We start from the raw sequence: 21,418 nt of genomic DNA on the forward strand, positions 1-21,418 counted from the left end.
AACGACTGACCGCGCGCGGGGCCCTGGTCCGCGCGCCGCGCACCATCGAGGCGCTGGGCCGCGTCGACACCGTCTGCTTCGACAAGACCGGCACGCTCACCGAGAACCGGTTGCGCGTGGTCTGCGCGGTGCCCGACGACGTCGACCCGCACGATCCCTTCCCCAAACTGACCGACCCGGAATCGGCCGGGCTGCTGCGGGCCGCGGCGCGCGCGTCCGCTCGGCCGCAGGAGGGTCAGGGACATGCGCACGCCACCGACGAGGCGATCCTGATCGCGGCGAGTTCGCTGAACGGCCAAAGCGATTCGGACTGGGCGATGCTCGCCGAGGTGCCGTTCGAGTCCAGCCGCGGCTTCGCCGCCGCGATCGGCACCGAGGGGCACGACGGCACCAGCAATGGCAAGCCCGCCGAGGCGCCGGTGCTGGTGCTCAAGGGGGCGCCCGAGGTCATCCTGCCGCGCTGCAAATTCGCCGACCCGGACGCCGACCTCGAGCGGGCCGAGGCGGTGGTGCACGGCCTCGCCGAGCAGGGACTGCGGGTGCTCGCCGTGGCGCAGCGCGGCTGGAAGCACGAGACCGATGACGACGACACCGACGCCGACGCCGTGGACGCCGCGGCGAAGGACCTCGAGCTGCTCGGCTACGTCGGGCTGGCCGACACCGCCCGGGCGTCGGCGCGCCCGCTGATCGAGGCGCTGGTGGACGCCGACCGCAACGTGGTGCTGATCACCGGCGACCACCCCGTCACCGCGCGGGCGATCGCCCGCCAGCTGGGCCTGCCCGAGGGCGCCCGGGTGGTCACCGGCGCCGAACTCGCCGGTCTCGACGAGGATGCGTGCGCCAAGCTGGTCGCCGACGTGCAGGTGTTTGCCCGTGTCAGCCCCGAGCAGAAGGTGCAGATCGTGGCCGCTCTGCAGCGCTGCGGCCGGGTGACGGCGATGGTCGGCGACGGCGCCAACGACGCCGCCGCCATCCGGATGGCCGACGTCGGTATCGGGGTGAGCGGTCGCGGTTCGTCGGCCGCCCGCGGCGCCGCCGACATCGTGTTGACCGACGAGGATCTGGGCGTGTTGATGGACGCCCTGGTCGAGGGGCGCAGCATGTGGGGGGGCGTGCGCGATGCCGTCACGATCCTGGTCGGCGGCAACGTCGGTGAGGTGCTGTTCACCATCATCGGCACCGCGTTCGGCGCCGGCCGCGCCCCGGTGGGGACCCGTCAGCTGCTGCTGGTCAACCTGCTCACCGACATGTTCCCCGCGCTCGCGGTCGCCGTCACCTCGCAATACGTCGAACCCGACGAAGCCGAATACGAATCGGCCGAGGCCGCCGAGGAGGCGCGCCGCCTGCACCGGCGCGCCGTGCTGACCGGGGCCACGCCCTCACTCGACGCCCCGCTGATGCGCCAGATCGTCACCCGCGGCGCCGTCACTGCCGCCGGGGCAACGGCCGCCTGGGCGATCGGGCGCTGGACGCCGGGTACCGAAAGACGCACGGCGACAATGGGTTTGACCGCGCTGGTGACGACGCAGCTAGCGCAGACGCTGCTGACCCGCCGGCACAGCCCGCTCGTCGTGGCGACAGCTTTGGGCAGCGCCGGCGTCCTGGTCGGCATCGTGCAAACCCCGGTGATCAGTCAGTTCTTCGGCTGCACGCCGCTGGGGCCGGTCGCCTGGTCCGGGGTGCTGGGCTCGACGGCGGGAGCCACCGCGATCTCGGCGCTGGCCCCCAATTGGCTGGCCAAGCAGGTCGCCGCCCTGGAGCCCGGCGAGGAATGATCGTGTTGGTCCGGCCACGGCGAGCGCCGGGTAGCGGCGCGCGCAAGGAGGCGGACGATCGGGTTCAGCCGGACAGCTCCCGGCGCAGCACCTTGCCGGTCGGGTTGCGCGGAATGCTGTCCACGACGTTGATGTCGCGGGGCTGTTCGAAGCGGGAGACCCGGTCCTTCAAATATTCGCGCAGCTGCGCGGCGTCGATCTCGCTGCCGGGCTGGGCGACCACGTACGCGGCCAGGCGCTGACCGAACCGCTCGTCGGGGACTCCGATGACGACGTTCTCGGCGACGGCGGGGTGCTGGGCGAGCGCGTTTTCGACCGCGCGCGGATAGACGTTTTCGCCGCCGGAGATGATCATGTCGTCTTCGCGGCCGATGATGAAGAGCCGGCCCGCGTTGTCCAGGTAGCCCATGTCGCCGGTGCTGGTCATGCCGTCGATGACGGCCTTAGCCGCGCCGTCGGTGTAGCCGTCGCTGGTCAGTTCGCCGCCGACGAAGATCCGCCCGGTGACCCGCGGCCCGACCGGCCTGTCGTTCTTGTCGAAGATCCGCACCGGGCACCCAGCGACCGGCCTTCCGACGGTTTCGGGCGCTTCGCGCAGATCCGCCGGCGTGGCCAGCGCACCGATACCGACCTCGGTGGAACCGTAGCCGTTGTAGAGGACGTCGCCGTAGGCGTCCATGAACCGCTGGCCCAGCGTGGGGTCGAGGCGGTCGCCGCTGGAGATCACCGTCCGCAGGTAGGGCAGCGGGTTTCGCGCCCGCACCTGCTCGGGCAGCTCAAGGATGCGCGCGAGCACCACCGGTACCGCGGTGAAGGCGTCCGCACGATGCAGCGACGCCTGGGCCAGCGCGGCTTCGGCGTCGAACTCGCGGCGCGTGAGTACGGTTCCCCCGAGCGCGAGGGTCAGCATCAGCATGCCCAGCCCCAACCCGTGAAACATGGGCATTGCCACCGAGATTCGTGACCCGGTGTGCAGCCGGGTGCGATCCAGGATCGTCACCCACACGCCCACCGCGGAGCGCAGCTGCGGTGAGCGGGGCACCCCCTTGGGGGTGCCGGTGGTGCCCGATGTCAGCAGGACGATGCGGCCGGGGGCGGCCACGGTCGGTCTGCGGGCGCCTTCGTCGGCGCCGACCGTCGTCGCCGGATCGACGGTGTCGACCGATTCGTCAGCGGCCCGCAGCCGCTCGACGAATTCGCCGTCGGCGACCACGGTCGAAATGCGGTGCGCTTGCACCGCGGCCGCCAGCGCGTCGCTGCGAAACTCCGTGCTCATCGGGACGACATCGGCGCCCAGCAGGGCGGCAGCGAACACGCCGGCCACGAAACCGCGTCCGTTGCGGCACATCACCCCGACCGCCTGCCCGGGTGCAACGCCGTCGTCGGCCAACCGCCGCGCCAGCGACTCGGTCACCAGTTGCAGCCGGCGATAGCTGAGCGCGCCGTCGTGGTCCACGATCGCCGTCCGGTCGGGCCAGCGGGCCGTCGTGACCGCCAGCAGCGTGTACGGATTGGTGCCGCCCCGGCGTGCCTCGCGAACCAGCCGGAAACCCGCCAGCGGCGTCGGCGGGCTCAGCAGGCCCGAGCGCACCAGGGCCCGGGCGGCGGTGGGAATCACCCGGTCATTCGTCATTGTCGGCCTCGTCGGTGTCGGAGTCGCTGAAGAACCGGCGATGCCACAGCCGGGCGGCGTAATCGGCCGGCCCGGCCAGCAGCACCGAGGCCAGCTCGGCCGGCAGTACCCAGGGCGGTTCGATGGTGCGGGGCCGCTCGATGACCGCCTTGGCGATCGCGTCGGCGGCATCGTCCGCCGACAGGCCGGGTAGGCGGCCCAGCAGCGGGGTGGGCGCGATCATCCTGGTTCGGACCAGCGCGAAGTACACCGTGGTCACATCGACGCCGTCGGTGTGCAGTTCCGGAGCGACGCTGCGCAACCAGCGGTCGAAGGCGCCCTTCGACGCCTGATAGGCACCCCATTGCGGACCCGGCGCCACCCGCACCCCGACGCTTGAGACGTTGACGATGTGCCCACTGCGGTTGTCGCGCATGGCCGGCAGCAGTCCCAGCAGCAGCCGCACCGGCCCCAGGTAGTTGATGTCGATCGTGCGCTGGAAGTCGTGCGGCCGGTCGTATTGCTCATGCAGCGAGCGGCGCAACGATTTGCCGGCGTTGCTCACCACGATGTCGGGTGGGCCGTGCTCCTCGGTGATCCCCTTGGTCAGGGTGCTCACCGCGGATTCGTCGGTGAGGTCGGTGGGGTAGGCGACCGCGTGGCCCCCACCGGCTTTGATCGACGCCGTCAGGTCGCAGAGCCGTTCCTCGGATCGGGCGACGACCAGGACGGTGGCCCCCGCGGCGGCCAGGCTGCGCGCGGTCGCCTCACCGATCCCGTAGGAGGCGCCGGTCACCAAGACGGTTTTGCCGGAGACGGCGCCGCGCAACTTGTCGGGATCCGACACCCGCGCCGGGTTGGCCACGTGGTCCGTGACCGTGTTCAGGGCCTGCGTTAGTGCGTTCAACTTCGCTGCCGCATTCGCTCGAGCCGCTTGCCGAGGTCGGCTGTTGCTTCACCGTAACCCCGGCTCGTAACTACGAGTAGCAGACCACACTGGGGCGCGGGCCCGCGCTTCGGCCCGGCGCTGCCGCCCAGCGGGCGACCCGAGCGAGCGGTGGGCGCGACGAGCTCGGGCGCCCGCGCCGGATGGCGTCGCGCACAACAAATCTCAGCCCGTCCGCAATCGCGGCGGTTATTTTATGAGAACACGGTAATTTCGGTGTTTCTGGTGTTTAAGCGGCGTGTTGGCTGGGCACAATGGCGGCATGATCGCACGTCACGTCATTCGTACCCTCGGTTCAGCAGTAGTTCTCGCAGCGTCGGGCGTGGCCGTTTCGGCCGTGTCCGCCTCCGTTATCCCCTCCGCGTCGGCCCAGTGTCCGGACGTGCAGGTGGTGTTCGCCCGCGGCACCGGTGAAGCACCGGGCGTGGGCCCCACCGGCCAGGCCTTCGTCGACGCCCTGCACCAGCGCGTGGGCGGACGGTCCTTCGACGTCTACCCCGTCAACTACCCCGCCAGCGATCAATGGGCGACCGGCATCGACGGCGTCAGAGACGCGGGCGCCCACGTGAATTCGATGGCCCATGACTGCCCCAACACCAAGATGGTGCTCGGCGGCTACTCCCAGGGCGCGGCCGTAATGGGCTTTGTCACCTCGCCGGCGGTGCCCGACGGCATCGACCCCAACACCGTGCCCAAGCCCCTGGACCCCTCCATCGCCAGCCACGTCTCCTCGGTCGTGCTGTTCGGCATGCCCAACGTGCGGGCGATGAACTTCCTCAACGAACCGCCCGTGGTCATCGGCCCGACGTTCGTGGACAAGACCATCAAGGTGTGCGCCACCGAAGACCCGGTCTGCTCCGACGGCCTCAACTTCGCGGCGCACAACACCTACGCCGACGACGGCACGATGATCGACAAGGGCGTCGCGTTCGCCTCCAGCCACCTCGGCCTGGATGGCCCGGCTCCGGCCGCGGCGCCTCCGGCCGGCTTTGGCGGCTAAGTAGCCGGCCGGCTAGCCGGGGATCCTGCCCAGGATCAGGTTGGAGCCGAACGGACTTGACCTGCGGCTAGCCCGGGATCTTGTTGAGGATGAAGTTGGTGACCGCGAGGGCGGTTTGCCGGCTGCGGTCGGTATTGCTGGTGGCCCACACCCCTACGTCGATGACCACGTTGGTTTTAGCGGCGATCGCGCGGACACCGAAGACGCGAATCGGGGTGTCTGACACGTTGTCCATCGTCGTGATGCCGTTGCCTCCATCGGCAGGCAACGTCATGGAGGCCGGGTATGCCTTGCCGCTACTGCGTGTCTCATTGACCGTTAAGCCCCCGCATCGCTGCCAGATGGATCGCAGGTTGGCGAGCTGTGTCTGCGCCGCCGCGGCGTCGCGATACGCCGCGACCCCTTCCCCTACGCTCCATTGATTGAGGGGTTCGTTGGTATCGAGGAAGTTGGACTCGGAATAGCCGCTGATGAGTGAAAGGTCGTAGACCGAGGGCTCGCCGGAACGGAACGCCCCGAAACACTCCGGTCGGTCGATCGTGCTCACCTGCGGGTCGAGGGTGGGCCGATGGTAGGTCGTATAGACCGTCAATGTTTGGTCGCCCGTGAACCTTTTGACGTCGTCGAGACTCGGCAGCAGCCCGTCGAGATCGGCCGGCGCGACGGTAAGCGGCGGTGGTTTCGTGGTGGTGGTCGGTGGCGGGGCGGCTTGGATTGACCTCGCGTCAGGCATGACCGCCCCGACGATCAACGCAACCACCAATGCGGTGATGAAAACATATGACAGCGTCACCCCGACCAAGGCGCGATCGCGGCCACGCTGCCCGCTGTGGCGAATCTGCGCTAACGCCAAGTGACCCAGGATGAGTCCGGCCGGGGCGAAGACGAACGCGAACACCACCGAGAGCGTCGCCAACACGTTCGCCTCATCGTGCGGCGGTGGGACCGGCGGTCGCGGCGGGTGTTGCGGACCTGGCGGACCTCCGAACGGGTTCGGCTGAAATGGGGTGGCGCCAAAAGGATTGGTCATGTGTTCAGCTCGGAATCTTGTTGAGGATGAAGTTGGCGATGTCGAGTGCGGCCTGCTGGCCGCGGTCGGTGTCCACCAGCACAACATTGATGTCCACGACCACATTGTTCTTGGCGGCAATCGCTCGGTCGTTGCGCGACCGCAGCACCGGGCCCTGCGTGGTCAAAACCATGGCGGTGATGCCGTTTCCGGCATCGGAGGGCACACCCATTGAGACCGCGACCGGCGCCGCCTGCTTGCCCGGGGGCGGGAGGATGTTCATCGTCGACCCGCCACATTTGCGCCATATCGACACCAGATTCGCCAACTGGCGTTGCGCGGCAGGCGGGTCGCGGAAGGACATGAGCGCCTGCCCCGCTTCCTTGAGTGCGGGTACGTCGTGGTCGTCGATCAGCACCAACCCGTAGTAACCGACGAGGGCCTGCGTGTCGGAGTTCGGAGCGCCGCCCCCCATCACCGGCCAGCACTCGGGGCGATCCACCGATGCGCTGTCGGAATCCGGGCCTGGCCGAAACGTCGGCGGTAAGGCAACGAGGTTGGGGTCCCCCACGAACCGTTTGACGTCGTCGATCGTCGGCAGCAGCCCGGGCAGGCCCGTCGGGGTGACCATGGACGACGGCGGCCCCGAGCCGGCGCGGGTCGAGGCCGGAGCGCTGGTGCGTGACGCCGCCCGGGATGACTCGTTGCCGGACTGGGTCGCCCACGCCACCACGCCGACCACCGTCAGCGTGATGACCGCATATGACAGCATCAAGCCGACGATCGCGCGATCGCGCCCGCGTTCGCCGGAGCGGCGTATCTGCGCCAGGCCCAGGTGGCCCAGCACCGCCCCGGCGGGCGCGAAGACGAAGGCGAATACGACCGACAACGTCGCGAAGACGTTGGTGCGCGGCCGCTGCGGTGGCGGCGCTGTGTAGACCGGCGGCATTCCCCCGTATGGGACACCACCGTACGGGCCTTGACCGAAGGCGTTGGGGTCAAACGGATTCTGTGGATTGGTCATGGTTCAGCCCGGAATCTTGTCGAGAATCTGGTTGGCGACGGCCGTGGCGGTCTGGCGGGCACGGTCCACGTCGTTGCCGGTGTAGGACACCAGCAGATCGATCACGACGTTGGCCTTCGCGGCGATCGCATGCACCGACAGGTCATCGCGCGCCGCGGCTTCGATGGTGGTGATGCCGTTGCCGGCATCGATCGGCTCGTTGAGCGAGAACGCCACGGTGCTCTTATTGAGGAACGTGATCTTCACCGGCAGGCCACCGCACTGGCGCCATGCCGAGGACATCTTCGCCAGTTGCGCTTGCGCCGCGGCCGAATCCGGAAATGCCGCGATGGCGGCGTCAATCGACCTCGTGTTGGTTGGGTCATCCCGGTCGGCGAAGACCGGCATGTAGTAATTGACGAGGGGTCCGACGTTGTACAGGTCGGGCACGCCGGCATATAGAGCGCCGCGGCATTCCGGACGGTCGGTGGTTTGTCCCCCGGCCGCGAGATCTTCGGGCCGGCGCAGGATCACCGCCTGTATCAGCTTGTCGTCGCCGGTGATGGCCTTGGCGTCGGCGAGAGTGGGCACCAGCCGTGCCAGATCGGACGGCGTGACCACTGGGCTAGCGGACGGGGAAGCCGTGGCGGGGGCGGCGGTGCGGGCGGCAGGACTGTCGGGCCGGGTCAACCACACCACCAAAACGCCGACCACGACAATGATTACCGCATACGACAGCACCGTCCCCACCAGGGCACGGTCGCGGCCGCGCTGGCCCGTCCGCCGAATTTGCCGAAGCCCCAAGTGCCCCAGCACCGCCCCGACGGGGGCGAACACGAACGCGAACACCACCGACAATGTCGCCAACGCGTTGACCGGTGGGCGATCGGGCGGCGGTGCGGGCGGCGCCGAATACACCGGAGGACCGGAGGGGACACTCCCGAACGGGGAACCACCAAACGGATTGTGCTCGAATGGGTTCTGAGGTGGGTTGGTCATGTTCGCCGCATGAATACCTAGAGCACCCCGAAGCTCGAGGTGACCCACCGGACCGGGTCGACGCAGCGGAACGGCGCGATGCCCCGGGCGTGCAGTCGCTGACCGCTCGGTGGTTGACCGAGGGCCGAGACGACGAAGAACCGGTGCCTCAATCGTCTTGGGGTGGAGGGGTTTTCGACGCCGGCGATGATCGAGCCGGCGTTGAGCCGGGTCAGCAGGCTGCGCACCTCTTCGTGCAGCAGCTGGCCGTCGTTGTCGTCGTAGAGCACCGAATCCGAGGGATCGCGCAGATACGCGGCGCCCGCGTTGGACATCACCATGCTCCACTCGGACCCATCGACATCGCGCAGCGCCCGCAGCGCGTCGAACTTCGACAAGATGACCGCCAGCCGTGGTTCGCCGGACCCGATGGCCATCATTACGTTGTTGAGCACGCCGCGCGGGTCTCCCCCGCTCACCATCTGCGGGGGCAGCAGGTCCTGCAGTTGATCGCGAATCGATTGCACCCGAAGCGGATCGAACATGAAGAACACGGCCTCGGCATTACTGAAGAACCGAAACGGCGGCGAATGCAGGTTGCCGGACTCCATGTCCTCGCCGGCGACGTCGCGCAGCACCAGGTAGCGCTGTACCCCATGCCAGGTGCCCAGGCTGAAGATCAGTGGCTCACGCTGCGTGGACGTCTGGGTCATGATGGTGGGCGTCGGCGGGATCAGGCCGCGCTGCACGAATAGCGGTGTCTCGTAATGGGTTGTGTACGCGAGGGCCGTCGAACGCGTCGCGGGCGCCATCGCGAATCCGAGGTGTTCGCACAGCAGCTGCAGTTGACGAACCAGCACGGCGATGTAGAGGCTCTTGCCGGTCGCGCGGGCCCCCGCCATCGCGATGCAGTACGCCTGCCCCTCGCGCCATCGATCGGGCAGGGTGAAGTGGCACACCGGACAGATCTCGAGGACGGGGCCACGCAGCGCTTGGGCGGCGATGTGCGGCGGCGGCGGGCCGTTGTACCCCGGCGGACGATCCCACCGGAACATCGGCCCGATGTCGGCTTTGGCGCCCAGGAACGCCGAGCCGACCTCGTCGTGATAGCGGGGCGCACCGCCAGTGGGCGCCAGTGTCCACAAGTGGTGGTCGGGATCCAAAAGCGCAAAGCAGCGCGGGCATTTGGTCAAAATCGCCGCGGGCGCGGTCATGTGAGGGCCCGAACAAGCTGGGCGGTGATGTCGTCGAGCACCTGCGGATGCGCAAGCAGTTCCGCGGCCGCGTCTTGCCCCGGCCGCGGCGCCGGCAGCCGCGGTCCGGCGACCCGGCGGTCATCGGACAGGGTGATCAACGCAAAGCCGCGCTGCACGCCGCTAACCGGGAAGTCCGAACAGGCCACGGTGGCGATGTCGGTGCGCAGCCGCGACCAGCGCGCGCCCGCCGACCATCGCGGCTGCACCTGGCGCACCGCATCGGCGAGCCCCGCACCCGGCCCCGAGGCGTGATTCTCCACAGCGATCTTGGTGACGTCGGCTCCGACGAGCACCGCGGCCACGTCGCGGATTCCGAGGGCGTCGGCTACCCCCACCGCCACGTCGGTGGCCGCCGCCGCGCTGCCATCGGCGAACCAGGGCCGCATCGACGCCGAACTGTTCAGCGCGACAACGAGTTCGGCGTGGGCCTGCTTGCGGTCCCGGCCGATGAGACGCCGTGCCGAGGTGCGGGCCGCGGCCGCAAGCGGGCTCAGCGCCGTGTCGGCCGCGGCGGTCACGGAAACTTCGATGTGGTGGCCGGCCGGCCGCAGTTCGGCGAACACCACCGCGGTGTCGCCGCCGACGTCCACCGGGTCGAACAGCACCTGGACGGGGTCGGCCTCGTCGGGCACATCGTGGGCGATCGAGAGATGCACGACCGTGCCGGCGCCGAATTGTGTTGTGAAGGCGGGCCGCACGGCGATCGTGACAGGACCGGCCAGCGACGGCAGGACGACGTGCTGGGGGCTGGAGCGCACCACGGGCTGACCCTGCGCGCCCTGTATGTCAAGCGCGGCGTCGTGTACCGCACCGCTGATGGAGACCGACAGCGGCCCGACGGGTATGTGGGCGCGCTGATTGCGTGCGGTCAGGGCGTAGATCGGCATCAGGGGTTCCTCCACATCGGAGCCGACGGGGTCGCCAGCGGCGCCTGCCCGTCGGAGCGGCGGGCCAGCATGGCGCTCAGCAGCTTCCGGTACCGTCTCGGTGGCGTTCCCTCGTTGTTACCGGCCATCCGCATCATCGTCGCGAGCACCGCCTCCTGGTTGTCTTCGCTGAACTGCCGGCTTACGGTCAGTGCGGCGGCGGCCGAGGCCAGCACAGCATCGACGGCATCCGCCGGTTCGGCGGCGTCGGTGCGCAGCAGGCTGGCCGCCAACACCTCTGTGGCCGTGACGATTTCGACATCGGCCAGGGCGACCAGTTGCTCGGCGGCGGCCCCGGCCACCGCGCGATCGGCGGCCAGTTGAGCCGCGAGCACGGGGCGTGGCCGTCCGGCAATCACGCCCAGGGCCGCCAGCACCGTCAACCGCACCGCGCAGTCGGCGTGCACCCGCCCAGGACCGATCTCTCGTAATGCCGTGTCCCACAGCCCGGAGTACGCCCGTTGATGGGTGCTGATGTAGCCGCGCTGCACCCAGGATGCCGGGCTTACCGCACGCAGCGCGGCGCTTGCCACCGCAAGGTCATCGTTGTTGGCGGCGGTGATCTCGTCGGCCAGCCGCAGCAATGATTCGCTGTCGGGCGCCCCCAGCAGCGTCGGCAATAGCGCCGCGGTGCTCAATGCGGCACCGCCCGCCGCCAGCAATTGCGTCGGATCCCAGACGCGGCGGGCCGCCAGTTCATCGCGGTATGGGGATCCGTTGGCCGCGAGCCACCACAGCTCGGCGAAGCTATCCGCTTCACTCGGATGGCGCTCGGCGCGCATGCCGCACACCGCCGCGCGGGTCCACGTCGCGTCCCACGGCTGCGCGGCCAGCAGTTCGCCCGGCGTGGGCATGGTGGACCCGTCGGCGAACCAGTCCAGCACGGTATCGCTGATCACCGGTGCGCTTTCGTAATTCAGACGCAGCGTCGCGGCGGCGGCGGCGATCCGGGTTTCCGGGCCGAGCCGATGCGTCAGCCGCCGGGCCAGCGTGGGCCCGGTGTGCGGGTCGGCCAGCTCGGCCGCTACCCGATCGGTCAGGGCCTGCGTCAGGCGATCATCGTCGACACCCGCCCGCAGCAACAGATCGACCAGCTTGAGCAGTCGTTGCGGGTCACCGGTGGCGCCGGTCCGCTGCAAAGCCGGCCCGAGGGCGGCCGTCAGTGGCTCGGGAACCGGACGTCCGTGATAGGTGTTGCGGCCCAATGGAATCGGACCCAGTTGGTCCAGCCAGGTGTCGTCGTCGATCGCCCGGCACAGGTAGCTCAGCATGGCGTGCTCGCCGGCGAAGCCAGGTAGGTTCTGTTCGGCCGCCTTCCAGGCGTCGGATGTGGTCTGCCCGACGAGCGTTGAAAGCGCCTCGTCGACAAGGCGTTCGGTCGGCGATCCCGGGGCGATGCCCGCCGGCGAGTGCGCGGTGATGATCGCGTTCGCTTCGGGATGGGCGGCGGAGAACTCCTCGTCGGCGGCGATCGTGACGGCCAGCGGCCAGGCCGGGTGCAGGTCCCGATCCTGGGTTTGTGCGGCACGGTGGTCGAGTTCGTCGAGCACCGCGAGGGCCGACTGCGGATCGAGCAGCACTTCCTGTGCCATCACCGACCAGGCGGTGACCTCGATCGCCTGGCCGGCCGCGGTCCGGTGCGGATCGCCACCCAACTCCCCGAGCGATAACGTCGCGGTCTCGTCGATGACCACGAAACCCGTTGGGACCGTGTCCAAGTCATCGATGGGCACCGCGGCCAGGTGCGATATAGCGTGCTGCGCCGCGCCGAGCTGGTCGGCGCGATCGAAGGTGCTGAAGTTCAGGGTGGCCGCGGTTCCCGGCGACATGAGGAAACTCACCAGGCCGATCCACTGCGCGGCCGAGTCGACGGAGACCGCGCCCAACACCACGGGTGCGCCACCGTCGAGCGCGGCCGCCACCGCGTCCAGCAATCCGAGCAGGGTGCCCACCCGCCAGGTGCTGGTGTCCAGCGCGAACGCGATCGCGGTTTCTCGGGTGACGACTTGCGCCGCGCCCGGCGGATCACCGGGCAAGGTGGCGCGAGCGACCGCCGCCGCACCGAACGGACGCAACCAGGCCGGTGCGCCCCACCGCTGGATCGGTCGCACCCGCGGCGCCGAATCCGGTGCCCTGTCCAGCAACACATGCGCGAACACGTTGCCCGGCCGCCCGGTGCTGTCGGCACCCGCGGCTACGGTGTGCCAGTAACCCGCCGCATCGCTGGCCCATCGGCGGTACTCGAGGCGTCGCGGCGCCGCGTCCAGCTGTTCCGGAGTGGGATAGTCGGGCAGCGGCGTCACCGGCCGAAAGGCGGTACGGACACCCGACGCCAGGCGCTGGGTCTCCTCCGCCGACAGCTCCCCGACGGTCTGCTTGACCTGCCAGCCCCCCGCGCCGCCCGGCTGGTCGAAGCTCGTGTAGGCGAGTTGGCCGTAGCGCGGGGTCATGGCGCGCCTACACTCAGGCGAAGGCTGTGCACGGGCGGGTCCAGGAGCGCGATGGTGCGCAGCCGCGCCGCCGAGGGCGTGTTGACGAACAACCTGATCCATCCGCGCCGGCCCCGCAGATCGACGGCCCACGGCTCGGCGGTTCCCGCGGTGGTCAACGCCGACCACCGCAGTTCCTTGGACGGCGTGGCCGCCAAACCGCCCTGCGCATCCAGCGGTGCCGCGTCAAGCGCTTCACCATCGGTGGGCGACAAAGGGATTCGATCCGGGTGGTTGATCAGCACGAACGCCGGCGACCCGGGCACCTCGTATTCGGACCGCATATAGATGGTGGCGTGCGACGGCTGCCCCGCCGGGTCGCGGCTCAACTGCACCGCGTATTGCAGCCGCAGCAGGCCGGCGTACTCGATGCTGCGGACGGCCCCGATGGCGCGCCGGCCGGCGGAGAAGGCCACCGGCGCCAGATGCAGGGAACACCCGCTCACCGGGAGCTTGCCGTTGGGCAGTTGCAGGCCGCCGTACTTTTCGTATTGCTCGACGGTGATTTCGTAGGACGTGCCGGTCAACCCGTTGCGCGGGTCGTAGCCCTTGGGCGCCAGGTACACCACGACGACGGCGGCGCCTTGCGGCCAGTCGAATGTCAGGACCTGCTTGTTGCAGTACTCGGCGAGTTCGACGTCGCGGATGACTCCGGTGCGTACCGAGCAGAAGGTCTTGCCCAGCAACGCGCGACCCGCCAGCACGGTGACCGGGGTGAAGTAGGCGCGACTCCAGTCCGTCGGCCAGGACACCCCCGACATCATCGACCGCGGCCGTCCATCGGGGCCCGGCTGCTCGGTAATCGGTTGTGTCAAGCGCAAATCCGGGGTCAGCCCGATCTGCTCGAGCGCCGCCTCGGGCAAGTCATTGGCCTCGGCCCCGGCGGCCGGTCCGGTCTGGCTGCGATAGATCACCACTTCGCCCGCGGCCGGCGGCTTCCAGGTGAGTTCGAAGCCCTCGGCCGACCCCGGTGCCGACGTCACCATCAGGTCGGTGACCGGTGTCAGGACGGCGGCGATTTGGACGTCAGCCTCCACCGCCGCCGCCAGCCGCAGCACGCCGTTGATCGGGACGGCAGCTCGAATCCGGTACAGGTAATGCCGACCGGGAGCCGGGTCGGAGTCGACGAAGCCCGCCCGATTGTCACGGTCGAGCAGGATCCGATGCTGGGGACCCTCCCGACCGGCTTCCTCGACAGGCAACCGGGACACGAATACGGTGCTCACCGCCGACGGCACTGTCCAGCTGCCGATGACCTTGCCGTTGTCCTGCCGGACAACGCAATCGCGCACCGGGCTCACCGCGACGCCCTCGGCGTGCTTGACCGGTTGCGCCGCAAGCGCTTCCGCGCGAGTCGCGCCGACGTTCGCCCAGACCTGGTAGTAGCGCACCGCCGCGGCAGAGGGCAGCGGGTCGGCCGCGGCGGTCGCCGTGGTGGCCGCCACCAGCCGTGCCCGATCCGGGGAGTACGGCGCGTTGTCCTCCTGAGCGACCAGCCGGTAGATGACCACGGCTTGCCCGCCCGGCAGGTGCGGCGTCCAGGCCAGCTCGTAGCCGTCGGCGTCGTCGCGGGATGGCCTGACGGTGACGGCGGCCAGGGGTCCGGTCTGTTCGCCGAAGGTGTAGGCGGCGAAATCGCTTGGGCTCGGCGGTGGTTGGTCGCCCGCGCCGTCATCGGCCAGTGTCGCGGCACCGGTCGGCTCACCGTCGGGTTCCACCGCGGACAGGCTTCCCGGGCGGTGATGGCGGCCCGGCGATGATTCCGAGTCCACCTCGGCCAGCACTGCCGCCAGTTCCTCGGCGTAGTCGGCGACAGATCCGGGCAGCATCGCCCGAATCTGTTCCACGTCAGTGCGTCCCGAACGCAGTATCAGCCGCAGGTGGGTCTCCTTGAACCCCGCCTTGGACACCGCCCCGGAGTCGATTAGGCGTTGGCGCCACGCGATCAGGGCGTTCAGGCGGGGGTCGTCGGCGTCGCCGGCGTGCTGCGGATCGGGCATGCTAGAACACCAAATCCCCGCCGGGCGGCGCGTCGCGGTGCTCGGTGTGCGTGATCACCGCGGTCTTCTCGGTTTCGAAGCCCGACGCGGCCGCCAGCGGCACCTCGAAAAGGGTGAAGTCATACGGCGCCAGGCCGTCGCTGGCCTGCACCACCGTGGCCCGGAAACCCAGGCCGGGTCGGGCGATCGCGGCGGTATCGATGGCTACCGCGCAGCGGCCCGCGGTCATCGCCGCGTCGGTGAACACCGAGCCATCAAAGGGGGCGGCTTGCCCCGGCCGGTGGTCGATTACCCCGGCCGCGAACTGCTCGGAGCCGACGTGCTGGCCCATCGCGGGCGCCAACACCGCACCGGTCAGCGCCGTGCCCACCCGGTCATCCTCGGCGAACATCTGCTCGACACGCTGCCACAGGGCGTCGGCGCCGGTGGAGTGCACCTGCCCGGAAGCCACCGCCGCCGACCACTGATCCAGACCGGAGGACGTCCGGAAACCCGGCATGCGGTAGAGCATTTCGGGGTCCTCGCGCAGTCGGCCCGCCACCTGCGTGACCATTTCCTGCCATGGCTTGGTCAGCCAGCCGAGCGCGTAGAGGCGGCGCTGGATGGCGTGCGCGGCGTCGTCGGCACGCTCCGCGCCGGGATCGGCGACCCCGACCTGGGCGCAGCGCGGCAGGCCGTCGGAAATCAGTGGCGCGGCCGAACGCCCCGCCGGAGCGGGCCCAAACGGCGCGCGCAGCACCGGCCCCAGCACGCGACACCAGGACAGGTATTGGCCGTAGGCGCTGGACAGGCGGCTGACATCCTGCAGTGCGGTCTGCAGATTCGCCTGCATCATCTCGAGCTGATTCTGTTGCGATTTCCGCAGATTCATCAAGGTGAACATGTCGCGCTGGGCGAACAGGAACAGCGTCAGCGACACCGCGATGTAGAGGCCGAGCAGTATGCCGCCGGTGATCAACGTGTATTTCCAGCCGCTGAAGCCGGCCACCGCGATGCCCACCAGGATGACCAGCACTCCCAGCGTCGCCCAGGTGAGCGTGGCCAGGATGGTGCCGATGGCCTGTTGGCGGGCGCGCACCTTCTCGTCGATCGAGATCTCGCTGGCCGCCCGCTGGATCTGTTCGGCGATTTGCGCCACCTCGGTGCGGGCCCGCCCCAGGAAGTCGGCCAGGATTGATCCTGCCTGCCAGGCATAGCTTTTCGACGCGTGCTGCTGCCAGCGCTCGAGCTCGGTCGACGCCCCGCGGGCCTCCACGCCCGCGGCGGGATCGGAGTAGGCGCGTTGCAGCCGCTGGCGCAGATCCGCGGCGCCGAGCACGTCGGCCGGCTCCAGGTCGCTGACGCCGATCACCGCGGCCAGCGACGTCGGGATGGCCGTGAACCGATCCGCGCGACTGGGTACGACGTCGGCGGCGTTGGCCAACACACCGACGCCCGCGCCCACCTGGATCGGGTCGAGCCCCTTGGCGCGGCGCCCGCCGTCGGCAAGGGTCAGCGCGCCGTTGACGAAGTCGATCCACAGCGGGCTGAGATCCTGTTGCGCCAGTTGCGCGTTGGCCGCCGATCCGCCGATCGCCGCGTTGAGCGTGTCGGCGCTGCGGCCGAGGTCCTGCCAGTCGGCGAGCTGACTGCTGGTGACCACCGAGAACGCGGATTCGCGGCCGCCGAACACGGTGCCCTGCACCGTCGAGGCCAACACCGCCGATACCGATCCCTTCACCGCCGACAGCCACGCCGATGGGGCGTTACGCAGGGCCCCGCCCATGAAGCGCAGGAACATCTTGAGCGCCGCCCAGATCGAAATAGCCTGCGTGGCAACGTCGTCGGCGCCCATCCGCGGCCCGCGAAGCACGTCGCGGTGTTTGGTCCACAGCGCGCGGGCCATCGTCTGGGTGGCCGCCGAAACGTCCTCGACGTAGAGCACGGGCACCTGGCCGCCGTGCGGCAGCGGCAGCCGTCCGGCCGGATCGAACAATCGCGCGCGCAACCGTCGTTCCACCTCGGCGGTGTCCAGGCTGCGGTAGAACGCACGCACCGCGCGCAATGTCTGGCCCGGCAGGATCTCCACGCTGTCGAAGGGGGTCTGCTGCACGTCGGCCCACAATCCGGCCACCGCGGCGACCACCGGCGCGGCACGCTGGGCGAGATCCAGCGGTTCGGCCAGGTGTCCCCACGGCACCGCGCCCAGCCCGGGTGCCGGCGAATCCTCGGGTGCGATCAGCAGGTTGTGCCAGCCCTCCACGACCACCGATGCGCTGAGCTGACTGGCTCCGGCCCGCCCACTGGTGAGCAACATCCGCAGCAGGGTCATCCTCGCTCCCCTGGCGGTGCTGCGCACCACCTGTTCGACGAACTGCTCGGCGGCCAGGGGCGCCCGCTGATCCGCCGGAGCTTCGAGCGGTACCAACACCGCCACCCGGACCCGGTCGTAAGGTTTGGCGGTCAATACCTGTTGCAGGACAACGCTTTCCGACCGCCCGTCGCGGACCATCGTCGCCGTTGTGGCGGGTCCGCGCGCATCGCCGGCGTCCACCCAGACGAACACGCCCAGCAGTCCCGCGGCCGAGTAGTCGCACAGGACACCGAGCAGCTCGTCGGTATGCAGGTGAGGAGAGACGATCACCGTGAGGGCACTGTCACTGGATACCACCATGGTCAGAACGTCCCGCCTTCGGGGATCACCACGGGCGCACCACCGTCGAGCACCGGACCGCCCGCCGCCGCGCCGGCCGCCAGCGCCTCGGCCTCGTGCTGGATCAGGTTGATCAGCGCGCCGGTCGCCGCGTACACGTCGGGTGCCAGGTCGCGGAACATCGGTGTGTTCGACGCAGTGGTGCGCGTCGGCACCGTGGTGAACGCCCCGCCGGGGGTGGCCCCGGCCATGTCCGCCGGAAGGTACTGCGCCGCAACGTCGCGGATGGTGGTCAGCCACTCGATCGCCGCCGTGGCGCGCGCGTCGGCGGTCTGGGCCTCGGCGATCCCCGGGACCCGGGACTGCACGCCGGGTGTGCTCGAGATGCCTTGCAGGAATTCACGTAGCAGCCCCTGGGCGGACAGCGCGACGATGCCGCTCGCAGGGTCTTGCGAATGCGCATCGTAGAGCTCACGCAGCACGCTGTAGGGCCGCAGCGATCGCATCACCGGCGGCTCGTGCGATTGCGCGATCGCCAGCAGGATCGATTCGAGCACCGCGGGCAACCAATCGTAGGGGGCATGAAACGCCGACGGCGGCGTCAGCAGCGGGTTCGGGAAGTTCAGCCACTGCCCGCTGTCGGCGTCGTAGATGCGCACCGGCTCGGTGAACGGCGACGCCGGGATCTGGATGCGGCCCAGCAGCTGGCCGACGAACCAGCCGCCGGTCATGGTGCGCCGCTGCTCATCGGTCATCGGCAGGGACGCCGAAAGCGGCCGGGAACGACGGTATTTCCAGAAGGCGCCGCGCCCGGGCCCCGCGGTCTGCGCCCACTGCTGGGCGGCGGGCTTGAGCACCGAGTCGAACGCCAGCGGCGAATAGTTCGGATACGAGCCGAAGATGTCGATGCGGGTCACGCTGTCCTCGTCGGACAGCGAACGCCCGTAGTTGTCCTTGGTCGCCTGGTCGATGCGCGGATTGTTGCGGATGACCTCGAACAGTTCCCGGTCGACGGGTTGACCGGCGAACGGAATCTCGGAGAACTTGTAGCGGTACTCGGTCTGCTGGCCGGGGTGCACCCGCTGCAGGGCCTGGTCGTTGACGCTGGCCAGCGGTCGCGCCAGCGACAGCGCCTCGGCGAACTTGGTGGCGATGTCGCGACGGCGCGCCACCAGTTCGGACTCCGAGGCGCCCGCGCCCTGCACGTAGTCGCGCAGCGACACCTTGCAGAATTCCGCGAACGACTCCCCGGGCCGCTCGACGTACAGCCGGGCCCGGCGCAGCAATTCGACTGGGCGGGTGTGGATGTCGAACTGCGCGATCGAGGGCACCCGGGCGCGGCCCGTCTCGGGGTCGGTGCCCAGCGCGCGGGTGACCCAGGTGGCGGTGCGCTCGATCAACCCGCCGGGTGCGGCCACGCCGCCGGTGGTCTGCCATTCGCCCAGGATCACCCGCGCGGTCGCCTCCTCGATGGCCGATTGCAGCGGGATCATCGCGTTGGCGCCGGCCACCGCCTTGGGCAGATCGGCCTCGTAGCGTCCCTTGAAGGCGGTCGAATTGATCAGCAGCACTTCGTTGTTCGCTTCGGCGAACCGGCTGGGCACCAGCTCGTCGGCGTCCGCCGGCCAGGCCGCGTACTGATCGGTGGCCAGGCGGGCCAGCCCGACGTCGGTGGGCGGCTCCGAGCGGGCGATCTCCAGCTGAATCATGGCCTCGCTGAGGCGATCCCGCAGCGGCACCAGCAGTTCCACGCCCACCACGCGCATCACGTCGGCGATGCGGGCGGCTGCGTCGGCGAACAGCTGACGCCGCACCGACGCGCGGAATCCGTCCACCACGGCCGCCACCACCTGGTCGGTGTTGGTCATCACCCCGTGCAGGGATCGCAGTCCGGCGTCCACCTGCGGCGAGATCGCCACGATGTCGGGCGGGCCCATGTTGCCCAGCTGAGCAACCCCGGCGGTCAGTTGGTCGTCGATGTGGCGGCGCAGCTGGTCGACGACTTCGCGCGCAAAGGGCAACCCTAGCGACGCGATGGCCGCGCCGACCACCTTTTCGAGCCGGTTGGCGAAGTCTTGGTGCCACTGAAAAGCCATGGCGTAGGCCGCATCCGCGCACGCCCGGGTCAGCTCGGCGCGCCGATTATGCACGGCTTGACGCATGGTGGGCACCCACTGTTCGGCCGCGACGCCCTCCGGGTTCGGCAGGTGATTGCGCAGCTGACGGTCGATGAGGCCGTTGACCGTGGCGGCGACGGTGTCGGCCGTGAAGGCTTCGGTGCCGATCCAGCGTCCGAGCTGGCTCACCCGGGTCTGCTCGTCGCCGGCGCTGGGCGGCAACCCGAGTTCACCGCAGAGCGAGGCCCATTGGCTGGACAGCAGCGAGTCCAGCTGTTCGGTGCTCGACGCCGGGTTGCCCTTTTGCATGTGCCCGTCGAGCAGCTTGTCCACGCAGCTGCGGGCGAGCCGCTGGGCGGCGTATTCGGCGTAGCGGTCGCGGCCCATGCTCAGGCTGGAGAATCCGTAGGTGCCCCAGGGCAGCACGTCCCACGACGAGATGCCCCAGCCCAGCAGGTCCCGGTCGCCCACCGGCGACGCCGTGTTGCCCAGGTCGTAGGCGACGAACTGGTCGCTGGCCCGCCCGCTCATCATCAGTCCGGCCAGCCCGCGCGCCAGCCCCCGGTACACCGCGTACTGCGAGCCGTCGCCGAACAGGGTGCGGTCGGCGCCGATGTAGCGGCCCACCGGGAACACCCGCGCGAACGGAATCGGTTCTCCCTCACCGTGATGGTGGCCCAGGGCGCGCAGGATTCGGACGTCGTGTTCGCGGGCGGCACCGGATTGGCTGGCCACGATCTCGCCGAGCATCGCCAGCGCATTGGCCCGCACGCCGATGATGGCGCTTTGCGGCAGCGAGTCGAAAATGTCCGGGGTGACCATGAATACGCCCATCAACCGGGGATCCAGACCGGTCACCAGGGTCAGCAGCCGGCACACGTCCAGGGCCATCGACGCGCCCGCGCCGCCGGCCATCGACGACACCACCAACACCAGCGGTGGTTCGTTGGGGTCGAAGCGACCCATGCCCGGTACGTCGACCGTCGACATCTCCGAGACGGTCTCGACGCGAAACAGCGTGTCCCACGCGGCCTGTAGGCGGGCGTGGATTTCGGCGGCCTTGCTCAGGGTGATCATCCGCCCGATCGCCCGGTACTGCCCGGCGCCGGCCGAGATCGGGATCGACACCTCTTGCGGGTTGCGCGGCGCCCAGGTGGCGATGGTGTCCAGCGCCGATTCGGCCGCCAGCCGTTGGGACAGCGCACCGTCGAGGACGGCGTAGCTGCTGCCCTGCGGCCCGCAGCCGACGTAGCTGCCGCCCTGGGCGGGCACGTTCGCCAGCCCCTCCGGGCCCGACTCCGCGGCGCTCGGGACGTCGATGTGCACGAATTGCCAACCGGCCAGCAGCTTTTCGATCCCAGCGGTGTGCAGTTCGGAGCGCAGCTGGTCCATCATGAGGGACAACGTCGCGCCGCCGGAACCGCCGCAGCCCACTACCAGGAAACGTCGCATCAGGTGCCCTCTCCGAACGGGTCGAATGGATCTGGGTCATATCGATAGGAGGGTTGCGTCGCCTCGGTCGGCGGGAGCCCGGGCGGCCCACCCTCCTCGCGCTCATCGCGCTGATCGCGCTCAGCAGGCTCGTCGCCGTACCGGTAGCCCGCGGCCATCGTGTCGTCCTGGCGGGGTATCGGTTCGGGTATCGGCCGCTCCTGTGTCTCCGCCTCATTGAAGC

The 21,418-nt window shown here is 69.6% G+C and carries 14 protein-coding genes; 2 read left to right on the forward strand and 12 right to left on the reverse strand.

Annotation, left to right across the window (positions count from 1 at the left end; translation table 11 throughout):
* Window positions 1-1,775 (forward strand): cation-translocating P-type ATPase (locus tag DQP58_RS19690; protein WP_133259403.1); only part of this gene is annotated, 1,775 nt, incomplete at its 5' end.
* 64 nt (window positions 1,776-1,839) lie between these two features.
* Here DQP58_RS19690 and DQP58_RS19695 read toward each other — a convergent pair.
* Complete coding sequence (locus DQP58_RS19695) at window positions 1,840-3,408, reverse strand: AMP-binding protein (protein WP_112709915.1); 1,569 nt, start codon at window positions 3,406-3,408, stop codon at window positions 1,840-1,842.
* Entirely contained in the window at window positions 3,398-4,294 is an 897-nt protein-coding gene (locus tag DQP58_RS19700; RefSeq protein ID WP_112709916.1) for an SDR family NAD(P)-dependent oxidoreductase, read from the reverse strand. Before DQP58_RS19700 ends, DQP58_RS19695 begins: the two co-directional genes overlap by 11 nt.
* 301 nt (window positions 4,295-4,595) lie before the next feature.
* Between DQP58_RS19700 and DQP58_RS19705 the strand changes: the two genes are divergently transcribed.
* Window positions 4,596-5,333 carry a cutinase family protein gene (locus DQP58_RS19705; protein WP_112709917.1) on the forward strand — a complete coding sequence of 246 codons (738 nt, stop codon included), beginning with the start codon at window positions 4,596-4,598 and terminating at the stop codon, window positions 5,331-5,333.
* Between the two features lie 67 nt (window positions 5,334-5,400).
* On the opposite strand, the gene DQP58_RS19710 is transcribed toward DQP58_RS19705, so the two are convergent.
* The 10 genes from DQP58_RS19710 to DQP58_RS26970 all read right to left on the reverse strand — a co-directional run.
* Entirely contained in the window at window positions 5,401-6,468 is a 1,068-nt protein-coding gene (locus tag DQP58_RS19710; RefSeq protein WP_112709918.1) for a sensor domain-containing protein, read from the reverse strand.
* Window positions 6,368-7,366, reverse strand: a complete 999-nt coding sequence (locus DQP58_RS19715; protein WP_112709919.1) for a sensor domain-containing protein — start codon at window positions 7,364-7,366, stop codon at window positions 6,368-6,370. The genes DQP58_RS19710 and DQP58_RS19715 overlap by 101 nt, the downstream gene beginning before the upstream one ends.
* Before the next feature lie 3 nt (window positions 7,367-7,369).
* Window positions 7,370-8,263, reverse strand: coding sequence for a sensor domain-containing protein (locus tag DQP58_RS19720; RefSeq protein WP_165827920.1), 894 nt, complete (start codon window positions 8,261-8,263; stop codon window positions 7,370-7,372).
* 98 nt (window positions 8,264-8,361) lie between these two features.
* The gene (locus DQP58_RS19725) at window positions 8,362-9,516 is read right to left on the reverse strand and encodes a hypothetical protein (RefSeq protein WP_165827921.1); all 1,155 of its coding nucleotides are present in this window, start codon (window positions 9,514-9,516) and stop codon (window positions 8,362-8,364) included.
* Window positions 9,517-9,533: 17 nt separating this feature from the next.
* Window positions 9,534-10,466, reverse strand: a complete 933-nt coding sequence (locus DQP58_RS19730; protein ID WP_112709926.1) for a hypothetical protein — start codon at window positions 10,464-10,466, stop codon at window positions 9,534-9,536.
* Window positions 10,466-12,955 (reverse strand): hypothetical protein, encoded by a 2,490-nt coding sequence (locus DQP58_RS19735; RefSeq protein ID WP_112709922.1) that lies wholly within the window; start codon window positions 12,953-12,955, stop codon window positions 10,466-10,468. The genes DQP58_RS19730 and DQP58_RS19735 overlap by 1 nt, the downstream gene beginning before the upstream one ends.
* Window positions 12,952-14,994, reverse strand: a complete 2,043-nt coding sequence (locus DQP58_RS19740; protein WP_112709923.1) for a hypothetical protein — start codon at window positions 14,992-14,994, stop codon at window positions 12,952-12,954. The genes DQP58_RS19735 and DQP58_RS19740 overlap by 4 nt, the downstream gene beginning before the upstream one ends.
* Window position 14,995: 1 nt before the next feature.
* Window positions 14,996-17,647, reverse strand: coding sequence for a hypothetical protein (locus DQP58_RS19745; protein WP_112709924.1), 2,652 nt, complete (start codon window positions 17,645-17,647; stop codon window positions 14,996-14,998).
* Between the two features lie 2 nt (window positions 17,648-17,649).
* Complete coding sequence (locus tag DQP58_RS19750) at window positions 17,650-21,195, reverse strand: tubulin-like doman-containing protein (RefSeq protein ID WP_112709925.1); 3,546 nt, start codon at window positions 21,193-21,195, stop codon at window positions 17,650-17,652.
* On the reverse strand, window positions 21,195-21,418 hold a 224-nt coding region (locus DQP58_RS26970), incomplete at its 5' end, for a hypothetical protein (RefSeq protein WP_205869483.1). The genes DQP58_RS26970 and DQP58_RS19750, both read right to left, overlap by 1 nt.

The organism is Mycobacterium colombiense, from assembly GCF_003284975.1.
In the GTDB taxonomy this organism is placed as follows: domain Bacteria; phylum Actinomycetota; class Actinomycetes; order Mycobacteriales; family Mycobacteriaceae; genus Mycobacterium; species Mycobacterium europaeum_A.

What these genes read in the sequence shown, in the direction of transcription:
- DQP58_RS19710 (WP_112709918.1), bottom strand. Translation starts at nt 6,468, where the DNA reads ATGTGGTCGTGGACATCAATGTTGTGCTGGTGGACACCGACCGCGGCC.
- DQP58_RS19730 (WP_112709926.1), bottom strand. Translation starts at nt 10,466, where the DNA reads ATGCCGATCTACGCCCTGACCGCACGCAATCAGCGCGCCCACATACCC.
- DQP58_RS19750 (WP_112709925.1), bottom strand. Translation starts at nt 21,195, where the DNA reads ATGCGACGTTTCCTGGTAGTGGGCTGCGGCGGTTCCGGCGGCGCGACG.
- DQP58_RS19705 (WP_112709917.1), top strand. Translation starts at nt 4,596, where the DNA reads ATGATCGCACGTCACGTCATTCGTACCCTCGGTTCAGCAGTAGTTCTC.
- DQP58_RS19745 (WP_112709924.1), bottom strand. Translation starts at nt 17,647, where the DNA reads ATGGTGGTATCCAGTGACAGTGCCCTCACGGTGATCGTCTCTCCTCAC.
- DQP58_RS19735 (WP_112709922.1), bottom strand. Translation starts at nt 12,955, where the DNA reads ATGACCCCGCGCTACGGCCAACTCGCCTACACGAGCTTCGACCAGCCG.
- DQP58_RS19715 (WP_112709919.1), bottom strand. Translation starts at nt 7,366, where the DNA reads ATGACCAATCCACAGAATCCGTTTGACCCCAACGCCTTCGGTCAAGGC.
- DQP58_RS19695 (WP_112709915.1), bottom strand. Translation starts at nt 3,408, where the DNA reads ATGACGAATGACCGGGTGATTCCCACCGCCGCCCGGGCCCTGGTGCGC.
- DQP58_RS19740 (WP_112709923.1), bottom strand. Translation starts at nt 14,994, where the DNA reads ATGCCCGATCCGCAGCACGCCGGCGACGCCGACGACCCCCGCCTGAAC.